The sequence below is a fragment of the Romboutsia lituseburensis DSM 797 genome, assembly GCF_900103615.1.
Taxonomy (GTDB): Bacteria; Bacillota; Clostridia; order Peptostreptococcales; family Peptostreptococcaceae; genus Romboutsia_F; species Romboutsia_F lituseburensis.
On record NZ_FNGW01000018.1, the window covers coordinates 1 to 22314 of the forward strand.

Annotated in this window: 39 protein-coding genes and 1 rRNA gene; all 40 read right to left on the minus strand. The window is 33.5% G+C overall.

Annotated elements, in window-relative coordinates:
- Positions 1–189, minus strand: a 16S ribosomal RNA gene (locus tag BLP75_RS17475); the annotation flags it as partial.
- Positions 190–464: 275 nt separating this feature from the next.
- Positions 465–1196, minus strand: coding sequence for an N-acetylmuramoyl-L-alanine amidase CwlD (gene cwlD, locus BLP75_RS17480; RefSeq protein ID WP_092727830.1), 732 nt, complete (start codon positions 1194–1196; stop codon positions 465–467).
- Between the two features lie 71 nt (positions 1197–1267).
- Positions 1268–1660 (minus strand): 30S ribosomal protein S9, encoded by a 393-nt coding sequence (rpsI, locus tag BLP75_RS17485; protein ID WP_092727831.1) that lies wholly within the window; start codon positions 1658–1660, stop codon positions 1268–1270.
- A 27-nt stretch (positions 1661–1687) separates the two neighbouring features.
- Positions 1688–2119: a 50S ribosomal protein L13 gene (rplM, locus tag BLP75_RS17490; RefSeq protein ID WP_092727832.1), complete on the minus strand. Its 432-nt coding sequence runs from the start codon at positions 2117–2119 to the stop codon at positions 1688–1690.
- A gap of 119 nt (positions 2120–2238) precedes the next feature.
- Positions 2239–2970, minus strand: coding sequence for a tRNA pseudouridine(38-40) synthase TruA (truA, locus tag BLP75_RS17495; protein ID WP_092727833.1), 732 nt, complete (start codon positions 2968–2970; stop codon positions 2239–2241).
- Positions 2971–2981: 11 nt separating this feature from the next.
- Complete coding sequence (locus tag BLP75_RS17500) at positions 2982–3779, minus strand: energy-coupling factor transporter transmembrane component T family protein (RefSeq protein ID WP_092727834.1); 798 nt, start codon at positions 3777–3779, stop codon at positions 2982–2984.
- Positions 3773–4639, minus strand: a complete 867-nt coding sequence (locus BLP75_RS17505) for an energy-coupling factor transporter ATPase (RefSeq protein WP_092727835.1) — start codon at positions 4637–4639, stop codon at positions 3773–3775. The genes BLP75_RS17500 and BLP75_RS17505 overlap by 7 nt, the downstream gene beginning before the upstream one ends.
- A complete protein-coding gene (locus BLP75_RS17510; RefSeq protein WP_092727836.1) occupies positions 4627–5460 on the minus strand; it encodes an energy-coupling factor transporter ATPase in 834 nt (277 codons plus the stop codon). The genes BLP75_RS17505 and BLP75_RS17510 overlap by 13 nt, the downstream gene beginning before the upstream one ends.
- Positions 5461–5742: 282 nt before the next feature.
- Positions 5743–6084: a 50S ribosomal protein L17 gene (rplQ, locus tag BLP75_RS17515; protein ID WP_092727837.1), complete on the minus strand. Its 342-nt coding sequence runs from the start codon at positions 6082–6084 to the stop codon at positions 5743–5745.
- Positions 6085–6104: 20 nt separating this feature from the next.
- Positions 6105–7052, minus strand: coding sequence for a DNA-directed RNA polymerase subunit alpha (locus tag BLP75_RS17520; protein WP_092727838.1), 948 nt, complete (start codon positions 7050–7052; stop codon positions 6105–6107).
- A 76-nt stretch (positions 7053–7128) separates the two neighbouring features.
- Positions 7129–7752, minus strand: coding sequence for a 30S ribosomal protein S4 (gene rpsD / locus BLP75_RS17525; protein WP_092727839.1), 624 nt, complete (start codon positions 7750–7752; stop codon positions 7129–7131).
- Between the two features lie 33 nt (positions 7753–7785).
- The gene (rpsK, locus tag BLP75_RS17530; RefSeq protein WP_092727840.1) at positions 7786–8184 is read right to left on the minus strand and encodes a 30S ribosomal protein S11; all 399 of its coding nucleotides are present in this window, start codon (positions 8182–8184) and stop codon (positions 7786–7788) included.
- A 29-nt stretch (positions 8185–8213) separates the two neighbouring features.
- Positions 8214–8585: a 30S ribosomal protein S13 gene (gene rpsM / locus BLP75_RS17535; protein WP_092727841.1), complete on the minus strand. Its 372-nt coding sequence runs from the start codon at positions 8583–8585 to the stop codon at positions 8214–8216.
- Between the two features lie 151 nt (positions 8586–8736).
- On the minus strand, positions 8737–8850 hold the full coding sequence (gene rpmJ, locus BLP75_RS17540) for a 50S ribosomal protein L36 (RefSeq protein WP_002509257.1): 114 nt from the start codon (positions 8848–8850) through the stop codon (positions 8737–8739).
- 34 nt (positions 8851–8884) lie between these two features.
- Entirely contained in the window at positions 8885–9103 is a 219-nt protein-coding gene (infA, locus tag BLP75_RS17545) for a translation initiation factor IF-1 (RefSeq protein ID WP_092727842.1), read from the minus strand.
- 230 nt (positions 9104–9333) lie between these two features.
- A complete protein-coding gene (map, locus tag BLP75_RS17550) occupies positions 9334–10080 on the minus strand; it encodes a type I methionyl aminopeptidase (RefSeq protein WP_092727843.1) in 747 nt (248 codons plus the stop codon).
- Positions 10080–10730 carry an adenylate kinase gene (locus BLP75_RS17555; protein ID WP_092727844.1) on the minus strand — a complete coding sequence of 217 codons (651 nt, stop codon included), beginning with the start codon at positions 10728–10730 and terminating at the stop codon, positions 10080–10082. The genes map and BLP75_RS17555 overlap by 1 nt, the downstream gene beginning before the upstream one ends.
- A 15-nt stretch (positions 10731–10745) precedes the next feature.
- The gene (secY, locus tag BLP75_RS17560; protein WP_092727845.1) at positions 10746–12014 is read right to left on the minus strand and encodes a preprotein translocase subunit SecY; all 1269 of its coding nucleotides are present in this window, start codon (positions 12012–12014) and stop codon (positions 10746–10748) included.
- Positions 12015–12058: 44 nt separating this feature from the next.
- Positions 12059–12502 (minus strand): 50S ribosomal protein L15, encoded by a 444-nt coding sequence (gene rplO / locus BLP75_RS17565; protein WP_092727846.1) that lies wholly within the window; start codon positions 12500–12502, stop codon positions 12059–12061.
- A gap of 36 nt (positions 12503–12538) precedes the next feature.
- Complete coding sequence (rpmD, locus tag BLP75_RS17570) at positions 12539–12724, minus strand: 50S ribosomal protein L30 (RefSeq protein ID WP_092727847.1); 186 nt, start codon at positions 12722–12724, stop codon at positions 12539–12541.
- A 14-nt stretch (positions 12725–12738) separates the two neighbouring features.
- Positions 12739–13248 carry a 30S ribosomal protein S5 gene (gene rpsE / locus BLP75_RS17575; RefSeq protein WP_092727848.1) on the minus strand — a complete coding sequence of 170 codons (510 nt, stop codon included), beginning with the start codon at positions 13246–13248 and terminating at the stop codon, positions 12739–12741.
- A gap of 26 nt (positions 13249–13274) precedes the next feature.
- Entirely contained in the window at positions 13275–13643 is a 369-nt protein-coding gene (gene rplR / locus BLP75_RS17580; protein ID WP_092727849.1) for a 50S ribosomal protein L18, read from the minus strand.
- Between the two features lie 38 nt (positions 13644–13681).
- Complete coding sequence (gene rplF / locus BLP75_RS17585; RefSeq protein ID WP_092727850.1) at positions 13682–14224, minus strand: 50S ribosomal protein L6; 543 nt, start codon at positions 14222–14224, stop codon at positions 13682–13684.
- 32 nt (positions 14225–14256) lie between these two features.
- Positions 14257–14655 carry a 30S ribosomal protein S8 gene (gene rpsH, locus BLP75_RS17590; protein WP_092727851.1) on the minus strand — a complete coding sequence of 133 codons (399 nt, stop codon included), beginning with the start codon at positions 14653–14655 and terminating at the stop codon, positions 14257–14259.
- Between the two features lie 32 nt (positions 14656–14687).
- Complete coding sequence (locus tag BLP75_RS17595; RefSeq protein ID WP_021127555.1) at positions 14688–14873, minus strand: type Z 30S ribosomal protein S14; 186 nt, start codon at positions 14871–14873, stop codon at positions 14688–14690.
- A 47-nt stretch (positions 14874–14920) separates the two neighbouring features.
- The gene (rplE, locus tag BLP75_RS17600; protein ID WP_092727852.1) at positions 14921–15463 is read right to left on the minus strand and encodes a 50S ribosomal protein L5; all 543 of its coding nucleotides are present in this window, start codon (positions 15461–15463) and stop codon (positions 14921–14923) included.
- A gap of 25 nt (positions 15464–15488) precedes the next feature.
- Positions 15489–15794, minus strand: coding sequence for a 50S ribosomal protein L24 (rplX, locus tag BLP75_RS17605; protein WP_092727862.1), 306 nt, complete (start codon positions 15792–15794; stop codon positions 15489–15491).
- Between the two features lie 23 nt (positions 15795–15817).
- Positions 15818–16186 carry a 50S ribosomal protein L14 gene (gene rplN, locus BLP75_RS17610; RefSeq protein ID WP_092727853.1) on the minus strand — a complete coding sequence of 123 codons (369 nt, stop codon included), beginning with the start codon at positions 16184–16186 and terminating at the stop codon, positions 15818–15820.
- A gap of 26 nt (positions 16187–16212) precedes the next feature.
- Positions 16213–16467: a 30S ribosomal protein S17 gene (rpsQ, locus tag BLP75_RS17615; protein WP_042278258.1), complete on the minus strand. Its 255-nt coding sequence runs from the start codon at positions 16465–16467 to the stop codon at positions 16213–16215.
- A 24-nt stretch (positions 16468–16491) separates the two neighbouring features.
- A complete protein-coding gene (gene rpmC, locus BLP75_RS17620) occupies positions 16492–16695 on the minus strand; it encodes a 50S ribosomal protein L29 (protein WP_042278256.1) in 204 nt (67 codons plus the stop codon).
- Position 16696: 1 nt separating this feature from the next.
- Positions 16697–17128, minus strand: a complete 432-nt coding sequence (gene rplP / locus BLP75_RS17625) for a 50S ribosomal protein L16 (protein WP_092727854.1) — start codon at positions 17126–17128, stop codon at positions 16697–16699.
- A 33-nt stretch (positions 17129–17161) separates the two neighbouring features.
- Positions 17162–17998, minus strand: a complete 837-nt coding sequence (gene rpsC, locus BLP75_RS17630) for a 30S ribosomal protein S3 (RefSeq protein ID WP_092727855.1) — start codon at positions 17996–17998, stop codon at positions 17162–17164.
- A gap of 22 nt (positions 17999–18020) precedes the next feature.
- A complete protein-coding gene (gene rplV / locus BLP75_RS17635; RefSeq protein WP_092727856.1) occupies positions 18021–18356 on the minus strand; it encodes a 50S ribosomal protein L22 in 336 nt (111 codons plus the stop codon).
- A gap of 31 nt (positions 18357–18387) precedes the next feature.
- Positions 18388–18669, minus strand: a complete 282-nt coding sequence (gene rpsS / locus BLP75_RS17640; protein WP_092727857.1) for a 30S ribosomal protein S19 — start codon at positions 18667–18669, stop codon at positions 18388–18390.
- Positions 18670–18704: 35 nt separating this feature from the next.
- Positions 18705–19535, minus strand: coding sequence for a 50S ribosomal protein L2 (gene rplB / locus BLP75_RS17645; RefSeq protein WP_092727858.1), 831 nt, complete (start codon positions 19533–19535; stop codon positions 18705–18707).
- A 30-nt stretch (positions 19536–19565) separates the two neighbouring features.
- A complete protein-coding gene (gene rplW / locus BLP75_RS17650; RefSeq protein WP_092727863.1) occupies positions 19566–19856 on the minus strand; it encodes a 50S ribosomal protein L23 in 291 nt (96 codons plus the stop codon).
- A 2-nt stretch (positions 19857–19858) separates the two neighbouring features.
- Positions 19859–20482 (minus strand): 50S ribosomal protein L4, encoded by a 624-nt coding sequence (gene rplD / locus BLP75_RS17655; protein WP_092727859.1) that lies wholly within the window; start codon positions 20480–20482, stop codon positions 19859–19861.
- Between the two features lie 28 nt (positions 20483–20510).
- Positions 20511–21140, minus strand: a complete 630-nt coding sequence (rplC, locus tag BLP75_RS17660; RefSeq protein ID WP_092727860.1) for a 50S ribosomal protein L3 — start codon at positions 21138–21140, stop codon at positions 20511–20513.
- A 93-nt stretch (positions 21141–21233) separates the two neighbouring features.
- Positions 21234–21545, minus strand: coding sequence for a 30S ribosomal protein S10 (gene rpsJ / locus BLP75_RS17665; protein ID WP_092727861.1), 312 nt, complete (start codon positions 21543–21545; stop codon positions 21234–21236).
- 411 nt (positions 21546–21956) lie between these two features.
- Positions 21957–22314: elongation factor Tu (locus tag BLP75_RS17670; RefSeq protein WP_482211628.1), on the minus strand; the 358-nt coding region annotated here is incomplete at its 5' end.

Consider the following 22314-nt stretch of genomic DNA (forward strand, 5'->3'; position numbering starts at 1 on the left):
TCTACCATGCGATAAAAGTATGTTATCCCGTATTAGCATACCTTTCGGTATGTTATCCGTGTGTACAGGGCAGGTTACCCACGCGTTACTCACCCGTCCGCCGCTCTCTTCCGAAGAAGATCGCTCGACTTGCATGTGTTAGGCACGCCGCCAGCGTTCATCCTGAGCCAGGATCAAACTCTCAAATAAAAGTTGTCCATTGCTCAGCTAATCATTATCTGAATATCTGGCTTGGTTGTTTGTGTTTAATTCTATAAAGAATTATGTTTGTTTCTATAAATTAACCTACTGTTTAATTTTCAAAGTTCTTATGTCCTCTTGTTGAGAACTATTTAATAATAACACCTATTTTTTACTAAGTCAACAATTTTTTCTAATTTTTTTTAAGTTTTAATAAATAATTAAAAATAGGTCATATCAAGTATATATTAAATATCCTAACATAACCTATTTTTCTCTTTTTTTTAATTATTATTCATATTTTCACTAAAATATTTTTGTACTCCTACATATATAGACCACGCTATCTTTTCTTGATATTTCTCATCAGTTAACATTTTAGCTTCTTTTTCATTAGATAAAAAACCACACTCTATTAATACTGAGGGTATCTTATTTTCTTTTAATAAATATATATCATCTCTTGGTTTTATTTCTCTATTATTTGTTTTATCAACAACTCTCTTTAATTCTTGTTGTATATATTTTGATAATTGTACTGACTCTTCTTTTCCTTTAGGATAAAAAGTTTGAGCACCATAATATTTAGATGCACCATTTCCAGTTAAGGCATTCATATGTATAGATACAAACATATCTGCATTAGACTCATCTATTATTTTTTTTCTATTTTTAAGATTCTCATTATATTTTTGTCTTGTTGTTTTATTACCATCTTCTTGATACAAACTACTATCATCTTCTCTTGTTAATATTACAAGAGCCCCGCTAGATTCTAATAATTCTCTTAATTTTTGTGCGATAGCTAAATTTATATCTTTTTCTTTTATCGTCTTATCTTCATTTAAAGTTCCTGGATCTATTCCTCCATGTCCAGCATCAATTATTATAGTTTTATTAGTTACCGGCATATACTCCATAACATCTTCCGATACATTTTTTATTTCAAATATTGATACTACCACTAATATTAATGCTATAGATCCAAAAATTATATGTTTTATGTACTTTCTCACAATATCACCCTGTACATTTATATTAAAAAAGACTTTGGAATATTCCAAAGTCTTTGTACAAACATATAAAATTATCTCTTTGAGAATTGTGGAGCTCTTCTTGCTGCCTTTAATCCGTATTTCTTTCTTTCCTTCATTCTAGCATCTCTAGTTAAGAATCCTTCTTTCTTTAAGTCTCCTCTTAACTCAGCGTCAGCTTTTAATAAAGCTCTAGATATACCATGTCTTATAGCTCCAGCTTGTCCAGTGAATCCTCCACCTTCAACCTTTACTATAACATCGTACTTAGTTTCGTTGTTAGTTAACACTAATGGTTGCTTAACATCTCTTATTAAAGTTTCGTAGTTGAAGTATTCTCCAACTTCTCTTCCATTTACTACTATATTTCCTTCACCTGCAACTAATCTAACTCTAGCAACAGAGTGCTTTCTTCTTCCAGTTCCGTAATATTGAACGTTAGCCATGATAACTCCTCCTTTCACCCGTAATTATTATTTAAAGTTTAAAACTTCTGGATTTTGAGCTGCATGGTCATGGTTTGCTCCTGCAAATACTCTTAATCTAGTCATCATTCTGCTTCTTAATTTGTTCTTACATAACATACCGCTTACTGCATGAGAAACTACTTCCTCAGGCTTCTTAGCCATCATTTCTCTGTAAGTTATTTCTTTTAATCCACCTACATATCCTGTGTGGTATCTGTACATTTTTTGATCTAATTTCTTTCCTGTTAAAACTACCTTCTCTGCATTCACAACAACAACGAAATCTCCTCCGTCAACGTGTGGAGTGAAAGTAACCTTGTGCTTTCCTCTTAATACTGTCGCTATTTCAGTTGCTAAACGACCTAATGTTTTTCCTTCAGCATCAACGATGTACCATTTTCTTTGTACATCAGCTGGCTTAGCTATATAACTTTTCATAGTTGTCCCTCCTTAACTTATTTTCATATAAAAATTTTACCGTTTATGTCAAGTCCGGGGCAAGTGGACTTATTAACACACTCTAATTCATTTTAATACATGGCCCCTGGTGTGTCAAGCTAATAATCAACTTTTTTAAGAAATAATCCATGAGCTGGCGCAGTATGACCACACATACCTCTTTCCTTTGAGTCAATTATATTTTTTAAGCTTTCTTTTATCCTTCCTCTGCCTATATCAACTAACGTCCCTACTATTATTCTTACCATATTATATAAAAATCCATTACCTTCTACTTCTAAAATTATTAAGTTATCTTGTTTTTGTAGTGTAATGTCATAAATAGTTCTAATAGTATCATTAACAGAAGAACCAGAGCTCATAAATCCTTTAAAATCATGCTCTCCAATTAGGCTTTTAGCTTCTTCACACATTTTTTTTAAATCTAAATCATATTTTACATGATATGACATATCTTTGTATATAGGATTTCTATAAGAACTATTATAAATTAAATACCTATATCTTTTTCGTTTAGCACTATACCTAGAATGAAACTCTTCATCTACTTCGATACAATCTATTATTGATATATCTTTAGGTAGCTTAGCATTTAATGCATTTGGCAACTTTTCTGTCGGTATTTTTGATTCTAACTTAAAATTAGCAACCTGTCCTAATGCATGTACACCTGCATCAGTTCTACCAGAACCTGTTATTTTTATCTTTTCTTTAGTTATTTCATAAATAGCATTCTCAATTGTACCTTGTATACCTAAAGAATCGGGTTGTTTTTGCCATCCACAATAGTTCTTGCCATTGTATTGTATAGTAACTTTTAAATTTCTCATCATTTACCTCTTTATATAAATCTCGTAGCTATAATTATAACCAAATATATAGCCAGTATACTACTTGCTACATAATCTACTTTACTAATTACAGCTTCTTTCATTTTAGTTCTATTGTACCCACCTCTATAGCATCTAGCTTCCATAGCCATAGCAAGCTCATCAGCTCTCCTAAACGCACTTACAAACAAAGGAACTAATAGTGGAACTAGATTCTTAGCTCTACTTATAAGATTTTTACTTTCAAAATCCGCACCTCTTGACATTTGAGCTTTCATTATCTTGTCTGTTTCATCTAATAGAGTAGGTATAAATCTTAAAGCTATTGTCATCATCATAGCTAATTCATGTACAGGTAGTCCAACCTTTCTGAATGGACTTAAAAGCCTTTCTATTCCATCCGTAAGTTCTATTGGTGATGTAGTTAAAGTAAGTATAGATGTTCCAACTACTAAAAATACTAATCTAACTGCCATGAATATAGCCTGTTCTATTCCTTGCCTAGTTATAGATAAAAAACCAAATGACCAAATAGGGTCTCCAGGTAAAAAGAATACATTTATAACAAAAGTAAATAATATTATCCATCTAAGTGGTTTTATCCCCTTTATAATATACTTCATTGGTATATTAGATAACTTTACTACAGAAATTAGCGCTAATAAAACTACTGCATATGGCCAAAACTTATTTATTATGAATAAAGACACCATAAAAACAAAAGTAGCTATAAGTTTTACCCTAGCATCTAATTTATGAATAGCAGAGTTAGATGGATAGTACTGACCTATAGTAATATCTTTTAACATTTTTTTCTTCCTCTCATAATTCTTAATATTTCTTCTTTAACTTCATCTAAAGTTAATACATCTTCCCTTATATCAAAGCCTTTATCTCTTAGTTTCATAGTCAATTCTAATACCTGAGGTATATCTAATCCAATTTCTTTAAGTCTAGATATATTAGAATTGAAAACTTCTCTAGGACTACCCATGAATTCTATTTTACCATGATTCATTACTATTAAAGTCTTTGCTAGCTTAGCCATATCATCCATACTATGAGAGGATAAAATTATAGTCATATTTTTTTCTTTATGAAGTTTTTTTATAAGTTCAAATATTTCATCTCTTCCACCAGGGTCTAGACCAGCTGTAGGCTCATCTAAGATTAATACTTCTGGGTTCATGGCTATAACCCCCGCTATAGCAACTCTTCTTTTTTGTCCCCCTGATAATTCAAATGGAGACTTATCTTTAAAAGCCTCATAATCTAACCCAACGGCTGCCATAGATGTTTTAACCCTTGAGTTTATCTCCTCAACCTCTAAACCTAAATTAGAGGGTCCAAAAGCTATATCTTTTTCTATCGTTTCTTCGAACAGTTGATATTCTGGATATTGAAATACAACTCCTACTCTTTTTCTTATATCTGTTAAGTTTAAAGTTGGATCTGTTATATCAAAATCATTTATATATATTTTTCCAGCATGAGGTTTTAATATTCCATTAAGATGTTGTATTAAAGTAGACTTCCCAGACCCTGTATGACCTATTAGCCCCACAAAATCTTGATCCTTAATCTCAAATGAAATATCATCTAATGCCTTACTTGCAAAAGGCATACCTTCATTGTAAATATGAGTTAAATTCTTTACTATAATTGACATAATTTCATCACCATCTCATCTACAGTCAGTATATCACTGCTTATATTTAGCCCTTCTTCTTTTAATAAACTTGAAAGTTCTGTCATGCAAGGAACATCTAAACCTATTTTTCTTAATAAGTCTATCTTACTAAATACTTCTCTAGGTGTTCCTTCAAGTAATTTTCTTCCTTTATCCATAACTATAACTCTGTCAGCTTCTACAGCCTCTTCCATAAAGTGCGTTATATGAAGTGTTGTAATATTTTCTTCTTTATTAAGTCTTTTTATTGTCTTCATAACTTCTTTTCTACCCGATGGATCTAGCATAGCTGTAGCTTCATCAAATATTATACACTTAGGTTTCATTGCAATAATACCCGCAATCGCAACTCTTTGTTTTTGACCTCCAGATAATAAATGTGGTTGTCTATCTCTTAAATCATACATTCCTACACTCTTAAGAGATTCCTCTACCCTTTTTCTAATTTCCTTAGGAGGTATTCCTAGATTTTCTGGTCCAAAGGCTACATCCTCTTCAACAATAGTTGCAACTATTTGATTATCTGGATTCTGGAAAACCATACCCGCTGTCTGTCTTATATCCCAAAGTTTATCTTCTTCTCGAGTATCTAATCCATCGATAAGGATGTTTCCTTCACTCGGAATCAATATAGCATTCAAATTTTTAGATAAAGTAGATTTACCTGAACCATTATGTCCTATTATAGCTACAAATTCTCCCTCTTTTACATCCAACGTTAAGTTATCTATCGCTTTAAGCGAACTTTCTTCTGTTAAATATTCAAAAGAAACTCCATTAACTTTTATTATATCTTTCATTAATTTACTCCTTTAGTAAATAGTATAAAAGCTATATATACTTATTTTAGTTAACAACTAAGCTCTATATAATAGCTATAAAAATCATTTTAAATAGTATTATACCATAGTTTTTCATAATTTTCATAATTCGTTAGGGTACAAATTAATATATAAATTCTACACATTTAAACATATATAAGCGTAAATTAATTTTAATTATAATATAAGTAAAATTTTTTTATATACTTTATATTTAAATATAAAAAAAGGACTAAGCTATAAAGCTTAATCCTTATCATACTATACTAATTCTATAAAAGCCATTTCAGCAGCGTCGCCTTTTCTTGGTCCTTTTTTGATTATTCTAGTATATCCACCGTTTCTCTCAGCATACTTTGGAGCTATTTCAGTGAATAAATTGTTTACTACAGTTTCATCCATAACATAAGCTAAAACTTGTCTTCTAGCATGAAGATCTCCTCTTTTACCAAGAGTTATCATCTTTTCTGCCATTCTCTTAGTTTCCTTCGCTCTAGTTACTGTAGTTTCTATTCTTCCGTTTCTTAGTAAATCAGTTACTAAGTTTCTTAACATAAGGTTTCTGTGAGCTGTTTCACGTCCTAATTTACGGTAAGTAGCCATACTATCCCTCCTTTTTGCTATTATTCTTCGCTTGGTTTAAGACCTAGTCCAAGTTCTTCTAACTTTTGGATAACCTCTTCTAGAGATTTCTTTCCTAAGTTTCTAACTTTCATCATATCGTCCTCAGACTTATTAGCTAATTCTTCAACTGTATTGATTCCCGCTCTCTTTAAACAGTTGTATGATCTAACTGATAAATCTAATTCTTCTATAGTCATTTCAAGAACTTTTTCTTTTTGATCTTCTTCTTTTTCTACCATTATCTCAACATTGCTTACATGCTCTGTTAAGTCTATGAATAGATTTAAATGTTCAACTAAAACTTTGGCTGCAAGAGATATTCCTTCTTGAGGATTTATACTTCCATTAGTCCAAACGTCTAGTACTAATTTGTCATAATCTGTTTTCTGACCTACTCTTGTATTTTCTACATGGTAGCTCACTTTTTCAACAGGAGTATATATTGAGTCTACAGGTAAAACACCTATAGGCATATGCTCTGTTTTGTTTTCTTCAGCAGAAACATAACCTCTACCTTTATCTACAAATATTTCCATATTAAACTTAGCATTCTCATCTAGCGTAGCTATCTTTAAATCCTTGCTTAATATTTCAACATCAGGAGGACATATTATGTCTGATCCCGTGATAGTGCATGGACCTTGAGCTTCTATTTTAAGTGTTCTACTTCCTTCACCATCTATAGTAGCTGAAAGTTCTTTTAATGCTAATATTATTTCTGTAACGTCTTCTTTTACACCTGGTACTGTAGAGAATTCATGAAGAACTCCATCTATTTTTATAGAGTTAACTGCAACACCTGGTAAAGAAGATAATAATATTCTTCTTAAAGCATTACCTATAGTTATGCCATAGCCTCTTTCTAGAGGCTCTATGACAAACTTTCCATATCTATAGTCTTCGCTAAGTTCGATTATATCTACTTTTGGTTTTTCTATTTCTATCATGGACAAAACCCTCCTTCAAATTTATTAATCCACTGAGGGTAAACAAAATCTTAAAATAAATTTTAAAATATGCTTATTACTTAGAGTAAAGCTCTATGATTAAGTGTTCTGCTATTTCAAGATCTATATCTTCTCTTGATGGATTAGCAACAACCTTAACTGTCATTTCTTCTACGTTAGCTTCTAACCATTTAGGAGCTATTCTTGTATTGTTTTCTACTAAAGCTTTGAATTTAGCAGATGATTTTGATCTTTCTTTTACTGTTATAACATCACCAGGCTTAACTGTTATAGAAGCTATATCAGCTTTGTGTCCGTTTAATAAGAAGTGACCGTGTCCTACTAATTGTCTAGCTTCTTTTCTAGATGAAGCTAATCCCATTCTGTAAACAACGTTGTCTAATCTTCTTTCTAATAGACTTAATAAGTTTTCCCCTGTTATACCAGCCATCTTTTCAGCACGCTCGTATAAGTTTCTGAATTGAGTTTCTAAAACTCCGTATATTCTCTTAACTTTTTGCTTTTCTCTTAATTGTAATCCATAGTTAGAAACTTTCTTTCTTCCTTGTCCATGTTGTCCTGGAGCATAGTTTCTCTTAACTATAGCACATTTATCAGTGTAACATCTGTCACCTTTAAGGAATAATTTCATTCCTTCTCTACGACATTGTCTGCATGATGCACCTGTGTATCTTGCCATGTCTTTGCACCTCCTAATTTACTAATTATATAATTATACTCTTCTTCTTTTTGGTGGTCTACATCCATTGTGAGGAATTGGAGTAACGTCTTTTATCATAGTTACTTCTAATCCTGTAGCTTGTAAAGCTCTTATCGCAGCTTCTCTTCCTGAACCTGGTCCTTTTACGAATACTTCTACAGTTTTTAAACCGTGTTCCATTGCAGCCTTAGCAGCTGTTTCAGCAGCCATTTGAGATGCGAATGGAGTCGCTTTTCTTGATCCTTTGAATCCTAATTGTCCTGAAGATGCAGCAGATATAGCATTTCCATGAACATCAGTTAAAGTTATTATTGTATTGTTGAAAGTTGATTGTATATGTGCTTGTCCACGTTCTATGTTTTTACGTTCTTTTCTTCTAACACGTGTAACTTTCTTTTTTGGTTTAGCCATTGTTTTCCCTCCTATCTAATTATGATTTATTACTTCTTCTTCTTACGAGATACAGTTTTTCTAGGACCTTTTCTAGTTCTAGCGTTAGTCTTAGTTCTTTGTCCTCTTAGTGGAAGACCTTTAGCATGTCTCATACCTCTGTAACATTTTATATCTCTTAATCTCTTTATATTTAAAGCTATCTCTCTTCTTAAGTCACCTTCAACTAAGAAATCACTATCTATTATCTTTCTTAGGTCGTTAACTTGTTCTTCAGATAAGTCTTTTATTCTTACATCAGGATTTATCTCAGCTTTAGCTAATATTTCGTTAGCAGTTGCTTTACCTATACCATATATATAAGTTAAAGCTATTTCCGCTCTTTTTTCTCTAGGTAAATCTACCCCAGCTATTCTTGCCATTAATTCGCACCTCCTACACTTAGTTTTTAGTGTTAAAATCTTAATTAATATTCAATCCGAAATCAGATTTGTTTACGCATTTAATACGTTTCGTTAACATCACAATTTAATATTATACTATATATGTTAACAAATTGCTAGTAATAATTTATTATCCTTGCTTTTGCTTATGCTTTGGATTTTCACAGATAACCATTACTTTACCTTTTCTTTTTATTACTTTACATTTTTCACATATTGGTTTTACTGATGGTCTTACTTTCATTGTTAATCCCTCCTTAGACTAATATTAAAATAGTCTACTTCTTACGCCAAGTGATTCTTCCTCTTGTAAGATCATACGGAGAAAGTTCTACATTCACCTTATCACCTTCAAGAATTCTTATGAAGTTCATTCTTAGCTTTCCAGATAAGTGACATAATACTTCATGTCCATTTTCTAACTTTACTTTAAACATAGCATTAGGTAAGTTTTCAGTAACTGTACCTTCTAGTTCTATAACATCTTTTTTGGCCATTAATTAACCAAACCTCCATTTCAATAAGTTAAATCATTTGATCTAACTTAGTAAGTTGAGCTCTTAAAATATCTGTACATTTGTCAGATTCTATACTGTCCTTAATTTCATTATTAACAACATTATATCTTCTATAAGTGCTTAACTTTTCTTAGTTTAGGTTTTTCAAGTGGTTTTTCAACTTGACCTTATACGTAATTATTTAATAGCACTTTTCACTTTTTCAAAGATTATAACGCTGATAATATCAGTGGTTCATCTTCAGTGATCGCTATTGTGTGCTCATAATGAGCTGATTTTTTGCCATCTATAGTGACAATGGTCCATCCATCAGCTAATGTTTTAACGTGATATTTACCAGCGTTAACCATAGGCTCTATAGCTAAAACCATTCCTTCTTGAAGTCTTGGTCCTTTGCCGGCTGGTCCATAGTTAGGTATTTGTGGATCTTCATGAAGTTCAGTTCCAACTCCATGACCTACTAAATCTCTAACTACTGAGAAACCATGTTTCTCAACGTGTGCTTGTATTGCGTGTGAGATATCAGATAATCTATATCCTAGTTTAGCAAATTTTATGCCTTCATAGAAGCTTTCTCTAGTTACTTCTATTAATTTCCTATCTTCTTCAGATATTATTCCTACTCCATGAGTTCTAGCAGAGTCTGAATGATATCCTTTATAATAGGCTCCTACATCTAAACTTATAATGTCTCCTTCTTTTAAAATCTTCTTCCCAGGTATTCCATGAACTACTTCTTCATTAATAGAAGCGCATATCGAACCTGTGAATCCGCCATAACCTTTAAAAGATGGTATCGCATTATATTTTCTTATATTCTCTTCAGCTATTTTATCTAACTCTAAAGTAGATATTCCCGGAGTAACAGCTGCTTTTAGAATTTCATGAGTTTCTGCAACTATTTTACCTGCTTCTCTCATTAGTTCTAATTCTTTCTTTGATTTCAATGTAATCATTATTTTTCACTTCCTAGAGCATTTACTATATCTTCAAATACCTTATCTATTGATTGTTGACCATTTATGTTAGCTATTATACCTTGAGTACTATAATAATCAACTAATGGTTTTGTTTCATCAAGATAAACTTGTATTCTCTTAGATACAGTCTCTTCTGTATCGTCTGCTCTTTGGTATAACTCTCCTTGGCATACGTTACATACTCCTTCTACTTTAGGAGGATTAAACTCAACATGGTACGTTGCACCGCAAGATTTACATATTCTTCTTCCTACAGCTCTTCCAACTAATATACTCTTATCAACTTCGATATTAACTACCTTGTCTAAAGATATATTAACTTGGTTTAGAAACGCATCCAAGTGTTCAGCTTGAGCAACATTTCTTGGGAATCCGTCTAACATAAATCCATTCTTACAGTCATCTTGAGATACTCTGTCTGTAACTAAACCTACAGTTAACTCGTCTGGAACTAATAATCCTTGATCTATGTATTCCTTAGCTTTCTTTCCAAGCTCTGTTCCTTCTTTTATATTCTTTCTGAATATATCTCCTGTTGATATATGAGGTATGTTGTATTTTTCTACTATACCTGCAGCCTGTGTACCTTTACCAGCACCAGGAGGTCCAAGTAATATTATTCTCATATTATCATCTCCAAATTATTTTAAGAAACCTTGATAGCTTCTCATAACTAAATTTGATTCTAACTGTCTCTTAAGCTCTAAAGCTACCCCAACAACTATTAGTAATGAAGATCCAACTAATGTAATGTTAAGTTTCATAAAGAACATAACTATTGCCGAAACCATAACTATACCTGCTAAGAATAAAGCACCAGCTAGAGTCAATCTTGATAATATTCTATTTAAATAATCTATAGTAGGTTTTCCTGGTCTTATACCTGGTATAAATCCACCATTATTTTTCATATTATTTGCTATATCTTCTGTATTAAATGATACAGTCGTATAGAAATAAGAGAAGAATACTATCAACAGAACTTCAAGCGATCTATATATCCAAACTCCCGGAGATCCCATTGGATTTAAGTAAGTTTGAACAAACGTTTGAGCATCTGCACCCATGAACATTGCTATTGTTTGAGGGAATGCTAAAAGTGAACTAGCGAAAATTATAGGTATAACTCCCGATTGATTAACTTTCATAGGTATATGAGAACTTTGTCCTCCATACATTTTTCTTCCGACAACTCTTTTAGCGTATTGGACTGGGATTTTTCTAGTAGCTTCTTGTATATATGTAACTGCTGTTATTGTTAAAAGTATTACAACTACTAACACTAAAGCTGCCCATATAGCTACTTTTCCTTCTTTTATTAAGTTAGCAGTCGATATAATATCTACTGGTATTCTTGAGATAATACCGATGAATATTATTATAGAACTTCCGTTACCAAGACCTTTCTCAGTAATTTTGTCCCCTATCCACATTAATAACATACTTGCTGATACTAATGTTAAAATAACTGTAACTATAAAAAATACACTATTCGTTTTTAAAGCACCTCTTACAACTCCTAGCGTAATCGCTATGGCTTGAACAAATGCTAATGCTAGTGCTACGTACTTAGTGTACTTGTTGATTTTTTTCTTACCTTCTTCACCAGATTTTTGAAGTTCTTCCAAACTTTCAAAACCGACAGTCAGAAGTTGCATTATGATAGATGCTGTTATATACGGCCCTACTCCTAAAGCAAATAATGTGAAGTTACTAAAAGCTCCTCCAGTGAACATATTATATAGGGAAAGTAGACTATTGTCGCCTACCATCGCCCTTATATAATCTGTATTGACTCCAGGAACAGGTATCGTTGCACCTATCCTAAATACTACAATCATCATCAAAGTATATAATATTTTTCTTCTTACATCTTTAAGCTTCCAAGCTTGTTTTAATTTTGACAGCACGTTAAACCACCCCGCCTATAATGGCTAAGAGTTAGCAGATTAGATTAAACTAATTCTGCCTTTCCTCCAGCTTTTTCTATTTTTTCTTGAGCTGAAGCAGTAAACTTAGCAGCCTTAACTGTTACAGCTTTTTCTAAGTTTCCTTCGCCTAAGATCTTAACGCCGTCTTTTTCTATTTTGCTTATAACTCTAGCAGCTTTTAAAACTTCAGCAGTTATTTCTGTTCCGTTTTCAAATCTGTTTAAAGCTTCTACATTAACTTCTGTGTAAACCTTCTTGAATATGTTGTTGAATCCTCTCTTTGGAAGTCTTCTAGCAAGTGGCATTTGTCCACCTTCGAATCCAACTCTAACTCCACCACCTGAACGAGACCATTGTCCTTTTTGTCCACGTCCTGCAGTTTTACCTTGTCCAGTTGCAGTACCTCTACCTAATCTTCTCTTAGCTCTTACTGCACCTTTAGCAGGTTTTAACTCATGTAACTTCATGGATTGCACCTCCTCTTATTGCTCGTTTTTCAAATATTATTCAGCTATTTCAGTAACTTCTACTAAATGCTTAACTTTATTTATCATCCCTCTTGTTTGGGCATTATCTTCTTTAACAACTACTTGTTCTCTTTTTCTTAATCCTAACGCTTCTACGTTCTTCTTTTGGTTAGGAGTAGTTCCTATTGTACTTCTAACTAATTTTATTTGTAATTTAGCCATTTTACACTACCTCCTTACCCTAGTAAATCTTCAACTTTTTTACCTCTTAATTTAGCTATATCTTCAGCTGTCTTAAGAGAGTTAAGTCCTTCTATTGTAGCATTTACCATGTTTCTTGGGTTGTTAGTTCCTAAAGATTTAGCTCTAACATCTGTTAATCCAGCTAATTCAAGTACGGCTCTAGCAGGTCCACCAGCTATAACCCCTGTACCTTGCTTAGCAGGCATTATTAATATTTTTCCAGCTCCGAAGTGTCCGTGTACTTCGTGAGGAATTGTTGTACCAACCATTGGTACGTTTATAAGATTCTTTTTAGCATCTTCTACAGCTTTCTTTATAGCGTCTGGTACTTCCATTGCTTTACCAGTACCTACACCAACGTGTCCGTTTTCATCTCCAACAACTACTAACGCTGCAAATCTGAAGTTTCTACCACCTTTTACAACTTTAGTAACACGTCTTACTTCAACAACTTTTTCTTTTAAGTCAAGTTGTCTTGCGTCTATAAGTTTACGACGTAACATGTGCATTTCCCTCCTTTGTTTCTTAATTAGAATTTAAGTCCAGCTTCTCTAGCACCTTCAGCTAATTCTTGAACTCTACCGTGATATAAGTATCCACCTCTGTCGAATACAACTTCAGTGATTCCTTTTTCTACAGCTTTCTTAGCGATCATTTCTCCAACTTTTCTAGCTGCTTCTTTGTTTCCTGTATGATTAACAGCTCCTTTTACTTCTGCATCTAAAGATGAAGCAGAAACAACAGTAACTCTGTTAGTGTCATCTATTATTTGAGCGTATATATTGTTAGCACTTCTAAATACACATAATCTTGGTCTTTGAGTAGTTCCAGTTATCTTTCTTCTAACTCTCTTATGTCTTTGAAGTCTATTAGCATTTTTATCAGCTTTCTTTATCACAAGGCTCACTCCTTTCTAGCATTTAAGTTTGGTATTTATTACTTCTTACCAGTTTTACCTTCTTTACGTCTTACAACTTCACCAGCGTATCTTATACCTTTACCTTTGTATGGCTCTGGCTTTCTCCAGTCTCTTATCTTAGCAGCGTAGTTTCCTACTAATTGCTTATCGATACCTTTAACTATTAACTCAGTTTGGTTAGGAGATTCAACTGTTATACCTTCTGGATCTTCCATCTCTACTGGATGAGAGTATCCTAAGTTCATAACTAATTTTTTTCCTTGCTTTTGAGCTCTGTATCCAACACCAACTAATTCTAATTTCTTTTCGAATCCGTTAGTAACACCCACTACCATATTATCTATTAAAGTTCTAGTTAATCCGTGTAATGCTCTGTGTTGCTTGTTGTTTGTTGGTCTTTCAACAGTTATAGTATTTTCTTCTTGATTTATCTTCATTGCACCATCTAATTGCTTAGTTAAAGTTCCTTTAGGTCCTTTTACAGTAACTAAGTTTCCTTCAGCTATAGTAACTTCTACACCTGCTGGTACAGTTATTGGCTTAACACCTATTCTTGACATAGTCTCGCACCTCCTTACATTGTTCGCTTATATTACCAAACGTAGCAGATTACTTCTCCACCAACATTTTCTTTTCTTGCTTGCTTATCAGTTAATATTCCTTTTGAAGTAGATATTACTGATATACCTAATCCGTTTAATACCTTAGGTATTTCTTGCTTAGCAGCATAAACTCTCATACCAGGCTTAGATATTCTCTTTAATCCTGTTATAACTCTTTCTCCTGCTTGTCCGTACTTTAATTGTATTCTTATTATTCCTTGCTTTCCATCTTCTATAACATCGTAACCTCTAACGAAACCTTCTTCTAATAAGATTCTAGCTAATTCTTTCTTCACATTAGAGGCAGGAACGTCAACAGTTTCATGCTTAACTACATTAGCATTTCTTATACGAGTTAGCATATCTGCTATTGGATCTGTCATTGTCATATTGAAACCCTCCTTCCATTTTAAACAAGTTTTTACCAGCTTGCTTTTCTAACACCAGGTATTTGACCTTTATAAGCTAATTCTCTAAAGCATATACGGCATATACCAAATTTTCTTAAAACTGAATGTGGTCTACCACATATAGTACATCTAGTGTATTCTCTAGTAGCGTACTTTTGCTTCTTTTGTTGTTTTACAACCATTGCTTTTCTAGCCACTCGGAATCCCTCCTTTGTCTTAGCTTAGAAAATGACCTTTTCTAAGCTTACTTAGAAAACGGCATTCCTAATAATTTTAATAATTCACGTGCTTCTTCGTCAGTCTTTGCAGTCGTAACGAATATTATATCCATTCCTCTTACTTTGTCTACCTTATCGTATTCTATTTCAGGGAATATTAATTGTTCTTTAACACCTAAAGCGTAGTTTCCTCTACCATCGAAAGCGTTAGGATTAACTCCTCTGAAGTCTCTAACTCTTGGTAAAGATACAGATACTAACTTGTCCATGAAGTAGAACATTTTGTCAGCTCTTAATGTAGTTTTAGCACCTATTGGCATACCTTCTCTTAATTTGAAGTTTGCAACAGATTTTCTTGCTTTAGTTGTAACAGGCTTTTGTCCAGATATTATTTCCATCTCTTCAACAGCCTTTTCTAATCCTTTTGGATTTTCTCTAGCGTCACCTATACCCATGTTTATAACTATCTTTTCTAACTTAGGTATTTCCATAACGTTTTTGTATCCAAATTTCTCCATTAAAGCAGGAGCAACTTCTTTCATGTATTTTTCTTGTAATCTAGAAGCCATTTAAGGTCCCTCCTTTCAAGCTATATTATATTTCTTTTCCGCTCTTTACTGATACTCTAACTTTTTTTCCATCTTTCATTTCAACTCTAACTCTTGTTCCTTTTCCTGTTTCAGGATCAAGTGGCATTACGTTAGATATGTGAATTGAAGCTTCTTTGTTTACTATTCCACCTTGTGGGTTCATAGCGTTTGGCTTTTGGTGTTTAGTTATTACATTTACACCTTCAACTAATACTCTATTAGCCTTAGGGAAAACTTTTAAAACTGCACCTTTTTTACCTTTATCTTTACCTGCTATAACAACAACAGTATCACCTTTTTTAACACGCATCATGTCCTATTGCACCTCCTTAATTATAGTACTTCTGGAGCAAGAGAAACTATTTTCATGAAATCATTATCTCTTAACTCTCTAGCAACAGGCCCGAATATACGAGTTCCTACTGGAGTCTTGTCGTCTTTTATTATAACTGCAGCATTATCGTCGAACGCTATATAACTTCCGTCTTTACGTCTTACGCCTTGCTTAGTTCTTACTATAACAGCTTTAACAACTTTACCTTTTTTTACAACTCCACCAGGTGTTGCACTTTTAACAGTAGCAACTATTACGTCGCCTATGTTACCATATCTTCTTTTACTTCCGCCTAGTACACGTATACATAGTATTTCCTTAGCACCAGAGTTATCAGCAACTCTTAAACGTGTCTCTTGTTGTACCATATCGTAATCCCTCCTTTTCCAAAAAACTACTTAACTTTCTCAACAACTTCAACTAGTCTGAATCTCTTATCCTTTGATAAAGGTCTAGTTTCCATTATTTTAACTTTGTCTCCGATGTTACATACGTTTTGTTCATCATGAGCCTTGAACTTCTTAGTTCTTTTTACTGGCTTATTGTATAATGGGTGACGTACGAAATCTTCAACTGCAACAACTATTGTTTTATCCATCTTGTCGCTTACAACACGGCCTATTCTAACTTTTCTTCTTCCTCTTTCCATGGTTAAAAAGCCTCCTTTCCCAAATTAAGCTCTAGTTTCGTTTAACTTTCTTTCAGCAAGGATAGTCTTAACTCTAGCTATATCCTTTTTAACGAATTTTATTCTAGCTGTATTTTCTAATTGACCAGTAGCTAATTGGAATCTTAAGCTAAATAATTCACTTTTGAAGTCATTTAACTTGTTCATTAGCTCTTCGCCTGTTAAATCTCTTAATTCTTTAGCTTGCATCCTATTCACCACCCTTTACTTCTAAATCTTCACGCTTCACAAATTTACATTTAACTGGTAATTTGTGCATCGCAAGTCTCATTGCTTCTCTAGCTTTATCTTCAGAAACACCTGCTAATTCGAACATAACTCTCCCTGGCTTAACTACCGCTACCCAGTATTCTGGAGATCCTTTACCAGCACCCATACGAGTTTCAGCTGGTTTTCTTGTTACCGGCTTATGAGGGAATATTTTTATCCAAACTTTTCCCCCTCTTTTTATAGATCTAGTCATAGCTATTCTGGCAGCTTCTATTTGGTTAGAAGTTATCCAAGAGGCTTCTAAAGCAACTAAACCGAACTCACCGTAAGTAACTTTGTTACCTTTTTGAGCTTTACCAGCCATGCTTCCTCTATGAACTCTACGACGCTTTACTCTCTTTGGCATTAACATGAGAATTTCCTCCTTCCTCGAACCTAATTAATATTAATTTCCTTTGTTTTCAGTTCTTTGAGGTCTTGATCCTTGAGGTCTTTGTCCTTGAGGTCTTGCTCCTCTGTTGTTAGTTCCTCTATTATCATTTCCTCTTCTATCGTTTCTTCTGTTATCTCTTCTATCGTTTCTCTTGTTATCTCTTCTATCGTTTCTTCTGTTATCTCTTCTATCTTCTCTTGGGTTTACACCGTTTCTAGTTGGTAATACTTCACCGTTGCATATCCAAACTTTTATACCAGTTTTCCCGTAAGTAGTGTTAGCTTCTGCGAAACCATAGTTTATATCAGATCTTAGTGTTTGTAAAGGTACATTTCCTTCGCTGTATCCTTCAGTTCTAGCCATTTCTGCTCCACCTAATCTTCCTGATGCAGAAACTTTTATCCCTTTAACACCTGACTTCATAGCTCTTTGTATAGCTTGCTTCATAGCTCTTCTGAAAGCAACCCTTCTTTCTATAGCTAAAGCTATATTTTCTGCTACTAATTGAGCATCTTTATCTGGGTTTCTTACTTCAACTATGTTAACTATTACAGTCTTCTTAGTCATTTTTTCTAATTCAGCTTTTAAAGCATCTATTCCAGCACCAGCTCTTCCTATAACTACACCTGGCTTAGCAACGTGTAAATCTAGTTTCATCTTGTTTGCTGATCTTTCTATTTCTATTTTCGCAACTCCTGCAGAGTAAAGTCTATTCTTTAAGAATTTACGAACATTGTGGTCTTCTAATAATAAGTTTCCGAACTCTTTCTTATCACTTACGAACCATCTAGAGTCCCAATCTTTTATAACACCGACTCTCAGCCCGTGTGCATTAACTTTTTGACCCATTATTTTCCCTCCTATCTATAAATTATTTTCTTTCTTTCAGAACAACCTCTATATGAGAAGTTCTTTTTCTTATCATAGTTGCACGTCCCATAGCTCTAGGCATGAATCTCTTCATTGTTGGCCCTTGATTCGCAACAACTGATTCTATATATAAATTTTCAACATCCATTTCGTGGTTGTTTTCAGCGTTTGCTTTAGCAGATTTAACAACTTTAGCTATTATTGAAGCCGCTCCTCTTGGAGTGAACTTTAATATTGCTAATGCTTCATCAACATTCTTTCCTCTAACAAGGCTACAGATTTGTCCTGCTTTTCTTGGTGATACACGTACATATTTAGCAGTAGCTTTTGCTTCCATTTGCTATTCCTCCTTCCTTAGTCAGAAATTATTATTTTCTCTTATTAGATTTTTCATCGTCCTTGTGACCTTTGAAAGTTCTTGTAGGAACGAATTCACCTAACTTATGTCCAACCATGTCTTCTGTTATGAAAACAGGCACATGTCTTCTTCCATCATGAACAGCTATAGTATGTTCTACCATTTGAGGGAATATAGTTGAAGTTCTTGACCAAGTCTTTATAACTTCTTTATTTCCAGCAGCGTTCATTGCATCTATCTTCTTTAAAAGTCTCGCATGGACGAAAGGTCCTTTTTTAGTTGATCTTGACATTTAAATTCCTCCTTTCCGAGTGAAAAGTAAATCTATTACTTAGTTCTTCTTGATACTATTAACTTATCAGAAGCTTTGTTTTTCTTTCTAGTTTTGTATCCAAGAGCTGGTTTACCCCATGGAGTAACTGGTGAAGGTCTACCTATTGAAGTTCTACCTTCCCCACCACCGTGTGGATGGTCACAAGGGTTCATTACAGATCCTCTAACAGTAGGTCTTATACCCATATGTCTTTTTCTACCTGCTTTACCTATAACAACGTTACCGTGTTCTATGTTACCAACTTGTCCTATAGTAGCTTTACAGTCTATAGAAACGAATCTCATTTCTCCTGATGGTAATCTTAATAAAGCTTTCTTTCCTTCTTTAGCCATTAATTGAGCAGAAACTCCAGCAGATCTAACTAATTGAGCTCCTTTTCCTGGCTTTAATTCTATGTTGTGTATTACTGTACCTACTGGCATATCCTTTAATGCTAATGCATTTCCTGGCTTTATATCAGCTGTTGGTCCAGATAATATTGTATCTCCAACGTTCATTCCAACAGGAGCTAATATATATCTCTTTTCACCATCTGCATAGTGTAATAAAGCTATGTTAGCAGTTCTGTTTGGATCGTATTCAACAGTAGCAACCTTAGCAGGTACTCCGTCTTTATTTCTTTTGAAATCTATTATTCTATATTTTCTTCTGTTTCCTCCACCTCTGTGACGAACAGTTATTTTTCCGTGTGCATTTCTACCAGAGTTCTTCTTTAAAGAAACTAAAAGAGATCTTTCTGGTTGGTTGCAAGTTATTTCATCAGAAACTAAAACTGTCATTTGTCTTAAGGCAGGAGAAGTTGGTTTAAACTTTTTTATAGCCATCTGTTTTCCCTCCTTCGTTTAGTAGGATAATTACATTCCTTGGAAGAATTCTATTTCTTTACTATCAGCAGTTAATTTAACTACTGCTTTCTTAAAGCTTGCAGTTCTTCCTTCATGTCTACCCATTCTCTTAACTTTTCCATCGTAGTTTAATGTGTTAACTTTTTCTACATTAACTCCGAATATAGCTTCTACAGCTTTTTTTATTTCAGTTTTGTTAGCATCTTTAGCCACAACGAAAGTATATTTCTTGCTAGCCATTTCTAACATACTTTGCTCAGTTACAACTGGCTTCTTTATTATATCATGTGGATTAGTCATCATTATGCGTACACCTCCTCCACTTTTTTAACAGCGTCTGTAGTTATTACGAATGAATCGTATTTTAATATATCATAAACGTTTATAGTGTTAACTGTAGCAGTTGCAACACCTTCTATGTTAGCAGCTGATTTTATTACGTTAGTATTGTTTTCAGCAGTTACTACTAAAGCTTTCTTTCCAGCGTTTATGTTCTTTAATATTTGAGCGAATTCTTTAGTCTTAGGAGCTTCCATTGTTAAAGCATCTAATACTATTATTTCTCCATTTTGTACTTTTGAAGATAAAGCACTCTTCATAGCTAATCTTCTTACCTTTTTAGGTAATGTGTAGCTGTAATTTCTTGGCTTAGGTGCAAAAGCAACTCCTCCACCAACCCATTGTACAGCTCTTATAGAACCTTGTCTAGCTCTACCTGTTCCTTTTTGTTTCCAAGGTTTTCTTCCGCCACCTCTAACTTCTGCTCTAGTTTTAGCAGATTGAGTACCTTGTCTCTTGTTTGCTAATTGGTTTTTAACAACCTCATATAAAACATGTTCATTAACTTCTACGTTGAATATAGAATCTACTAATTCTATTTCTCCAACATTTTGTCCATTAATATTTAATACATTTAATTTTGGCATCGTGCTTCCTCCTTTCTTAGGTTAGTCATTATTTAGAAGACTTAACTGCTTCCTTTATAGTTACTACTGAACCTTTAGGTCCTGGTATAGCACCCTTAACTAATATAAGGTTCTTATCAGCGTCTACTTTAACAACTTCTAAGTTTTGAACTGTAACTTTAACGCTACCCATGTGTCCAGCTAATTTTTTGTTTTTGAAAACTCTACCAGGGAAAGAACAAGCTCCCATTGATCCTGGTCTTCTGTGGTATCTAGAACCGTGTGATTCAGGACCTCTAGATTGTCCATGTCTTTTTATTGGACCTTGGAATCCCTTACCTTTACTTGTTCCAGTTACATCTATTTTTTCACCTGCAGCGAATAAGTCAGCCTTTATTTCTTGTCCAACTGTGAATTCTTCTACAGCATCTACTCTAAATTCTTTTAAGTGTTTCTTTAATACGTTAGCAGCAGCTAAGTGACCTTTTTGAGGCTTGTTTAAAGATTTCTCTTTAGCATCTCCGAAACCTACTTGTACTGCAGTGTATCCGTCTTTCTCAACTGTTTTTATTTGAGTTACAACGTTTGGTCCTGCCTCAACAACTGTTACAGGTATTACTATACCTTCTTCAGTGAATATTTGAGTCATACCTAATTTTTTTCCTAATATTCCTTTCATATTAGCACCTCCTATAATTCTTACAGCGGATTATACATATTTATATAATCATTCTAAGATAGTTACCTTATAGGATCATATCTTAGGTTGCTATTATAACTTTATTTCTATATCAACACCAGCTGGTAAGTCTAATCTCATTAAAGAGTCAACTGTTTTAGGTGTTGGGTTAGCTATGTCTATTAATCTCTTGTGAGTTCTTATTTCAAATTGCTCTCTAGAGTCTTTATACTTATGCACAGCTCTTAATATAGTTACAACTTGCTTTTCTGTTGGTAATGGCACAGGTCCTGAAACTTGTGATCCAGCCTTTTTAGCAGTTTCAACTATTTTCCCAGCTGAAAAATCTAATAATTTGTGGTCATATGACTTTAATCTTATTCTTATTTTTTCATTGTTAGCCATTGTAATTTCCCTCCTTTATCGCACGTTTATCTTATATGTTACGCGCGACTTATGCCGATACACTGCTCCGGGTGTGTTGTAAATTTACATTCGACATTAGGTCGCTCCTAACTAAGATTTAGTTTTTTTACTTCGTATCTCTCAAGCACACTATTATATTTTATATCATTATTTACATTTTTTCAAGTTTTTTTTATAATTTTACAAAATTTATTTTTTTTATGTAAAACTTAGTTCCAAACTCGACTTGTTTCTCTATCAAAGCACTAACTTAGTATATAAAATTTGAACGCAATTGTCAACGAAATATAACTAGTATATTATTACTATTTAGTATTTTTTTTCATAATACAAAAAAAGAGGGGTTATCCCCCTCTTTTTATCTATTGATTAATCGTATATAATCGAAGATTATTCAACTATAGAAGCAACAACTCCTGATGCTACTGTTCTTCCACCTTCTCTTATTGCGAATCTTAATCCTTCTTCTATTGCTATTGAGTTTATTAACTCAACTTGCATAGTTACGTTATCTCCTGGCATTACCATTTCTATTCCGTCTGGTAATTTACAAGCTCCTGTAACGTCAGTTGTTCTGAAGTAGAATTGTGGTCTGTATCCATCGAAGAATGGAGTATGTCTTCCACCTTCTTCTTTTTTAAGAACGTATACTTCTGCCATGAATTTAGTGTGAGGCTTAACTGTTCCTGGCTTAGCCATAACTTGTCCTCTTTCTATTTCATTTCTTTGTAATCCTCTTATTAATGCT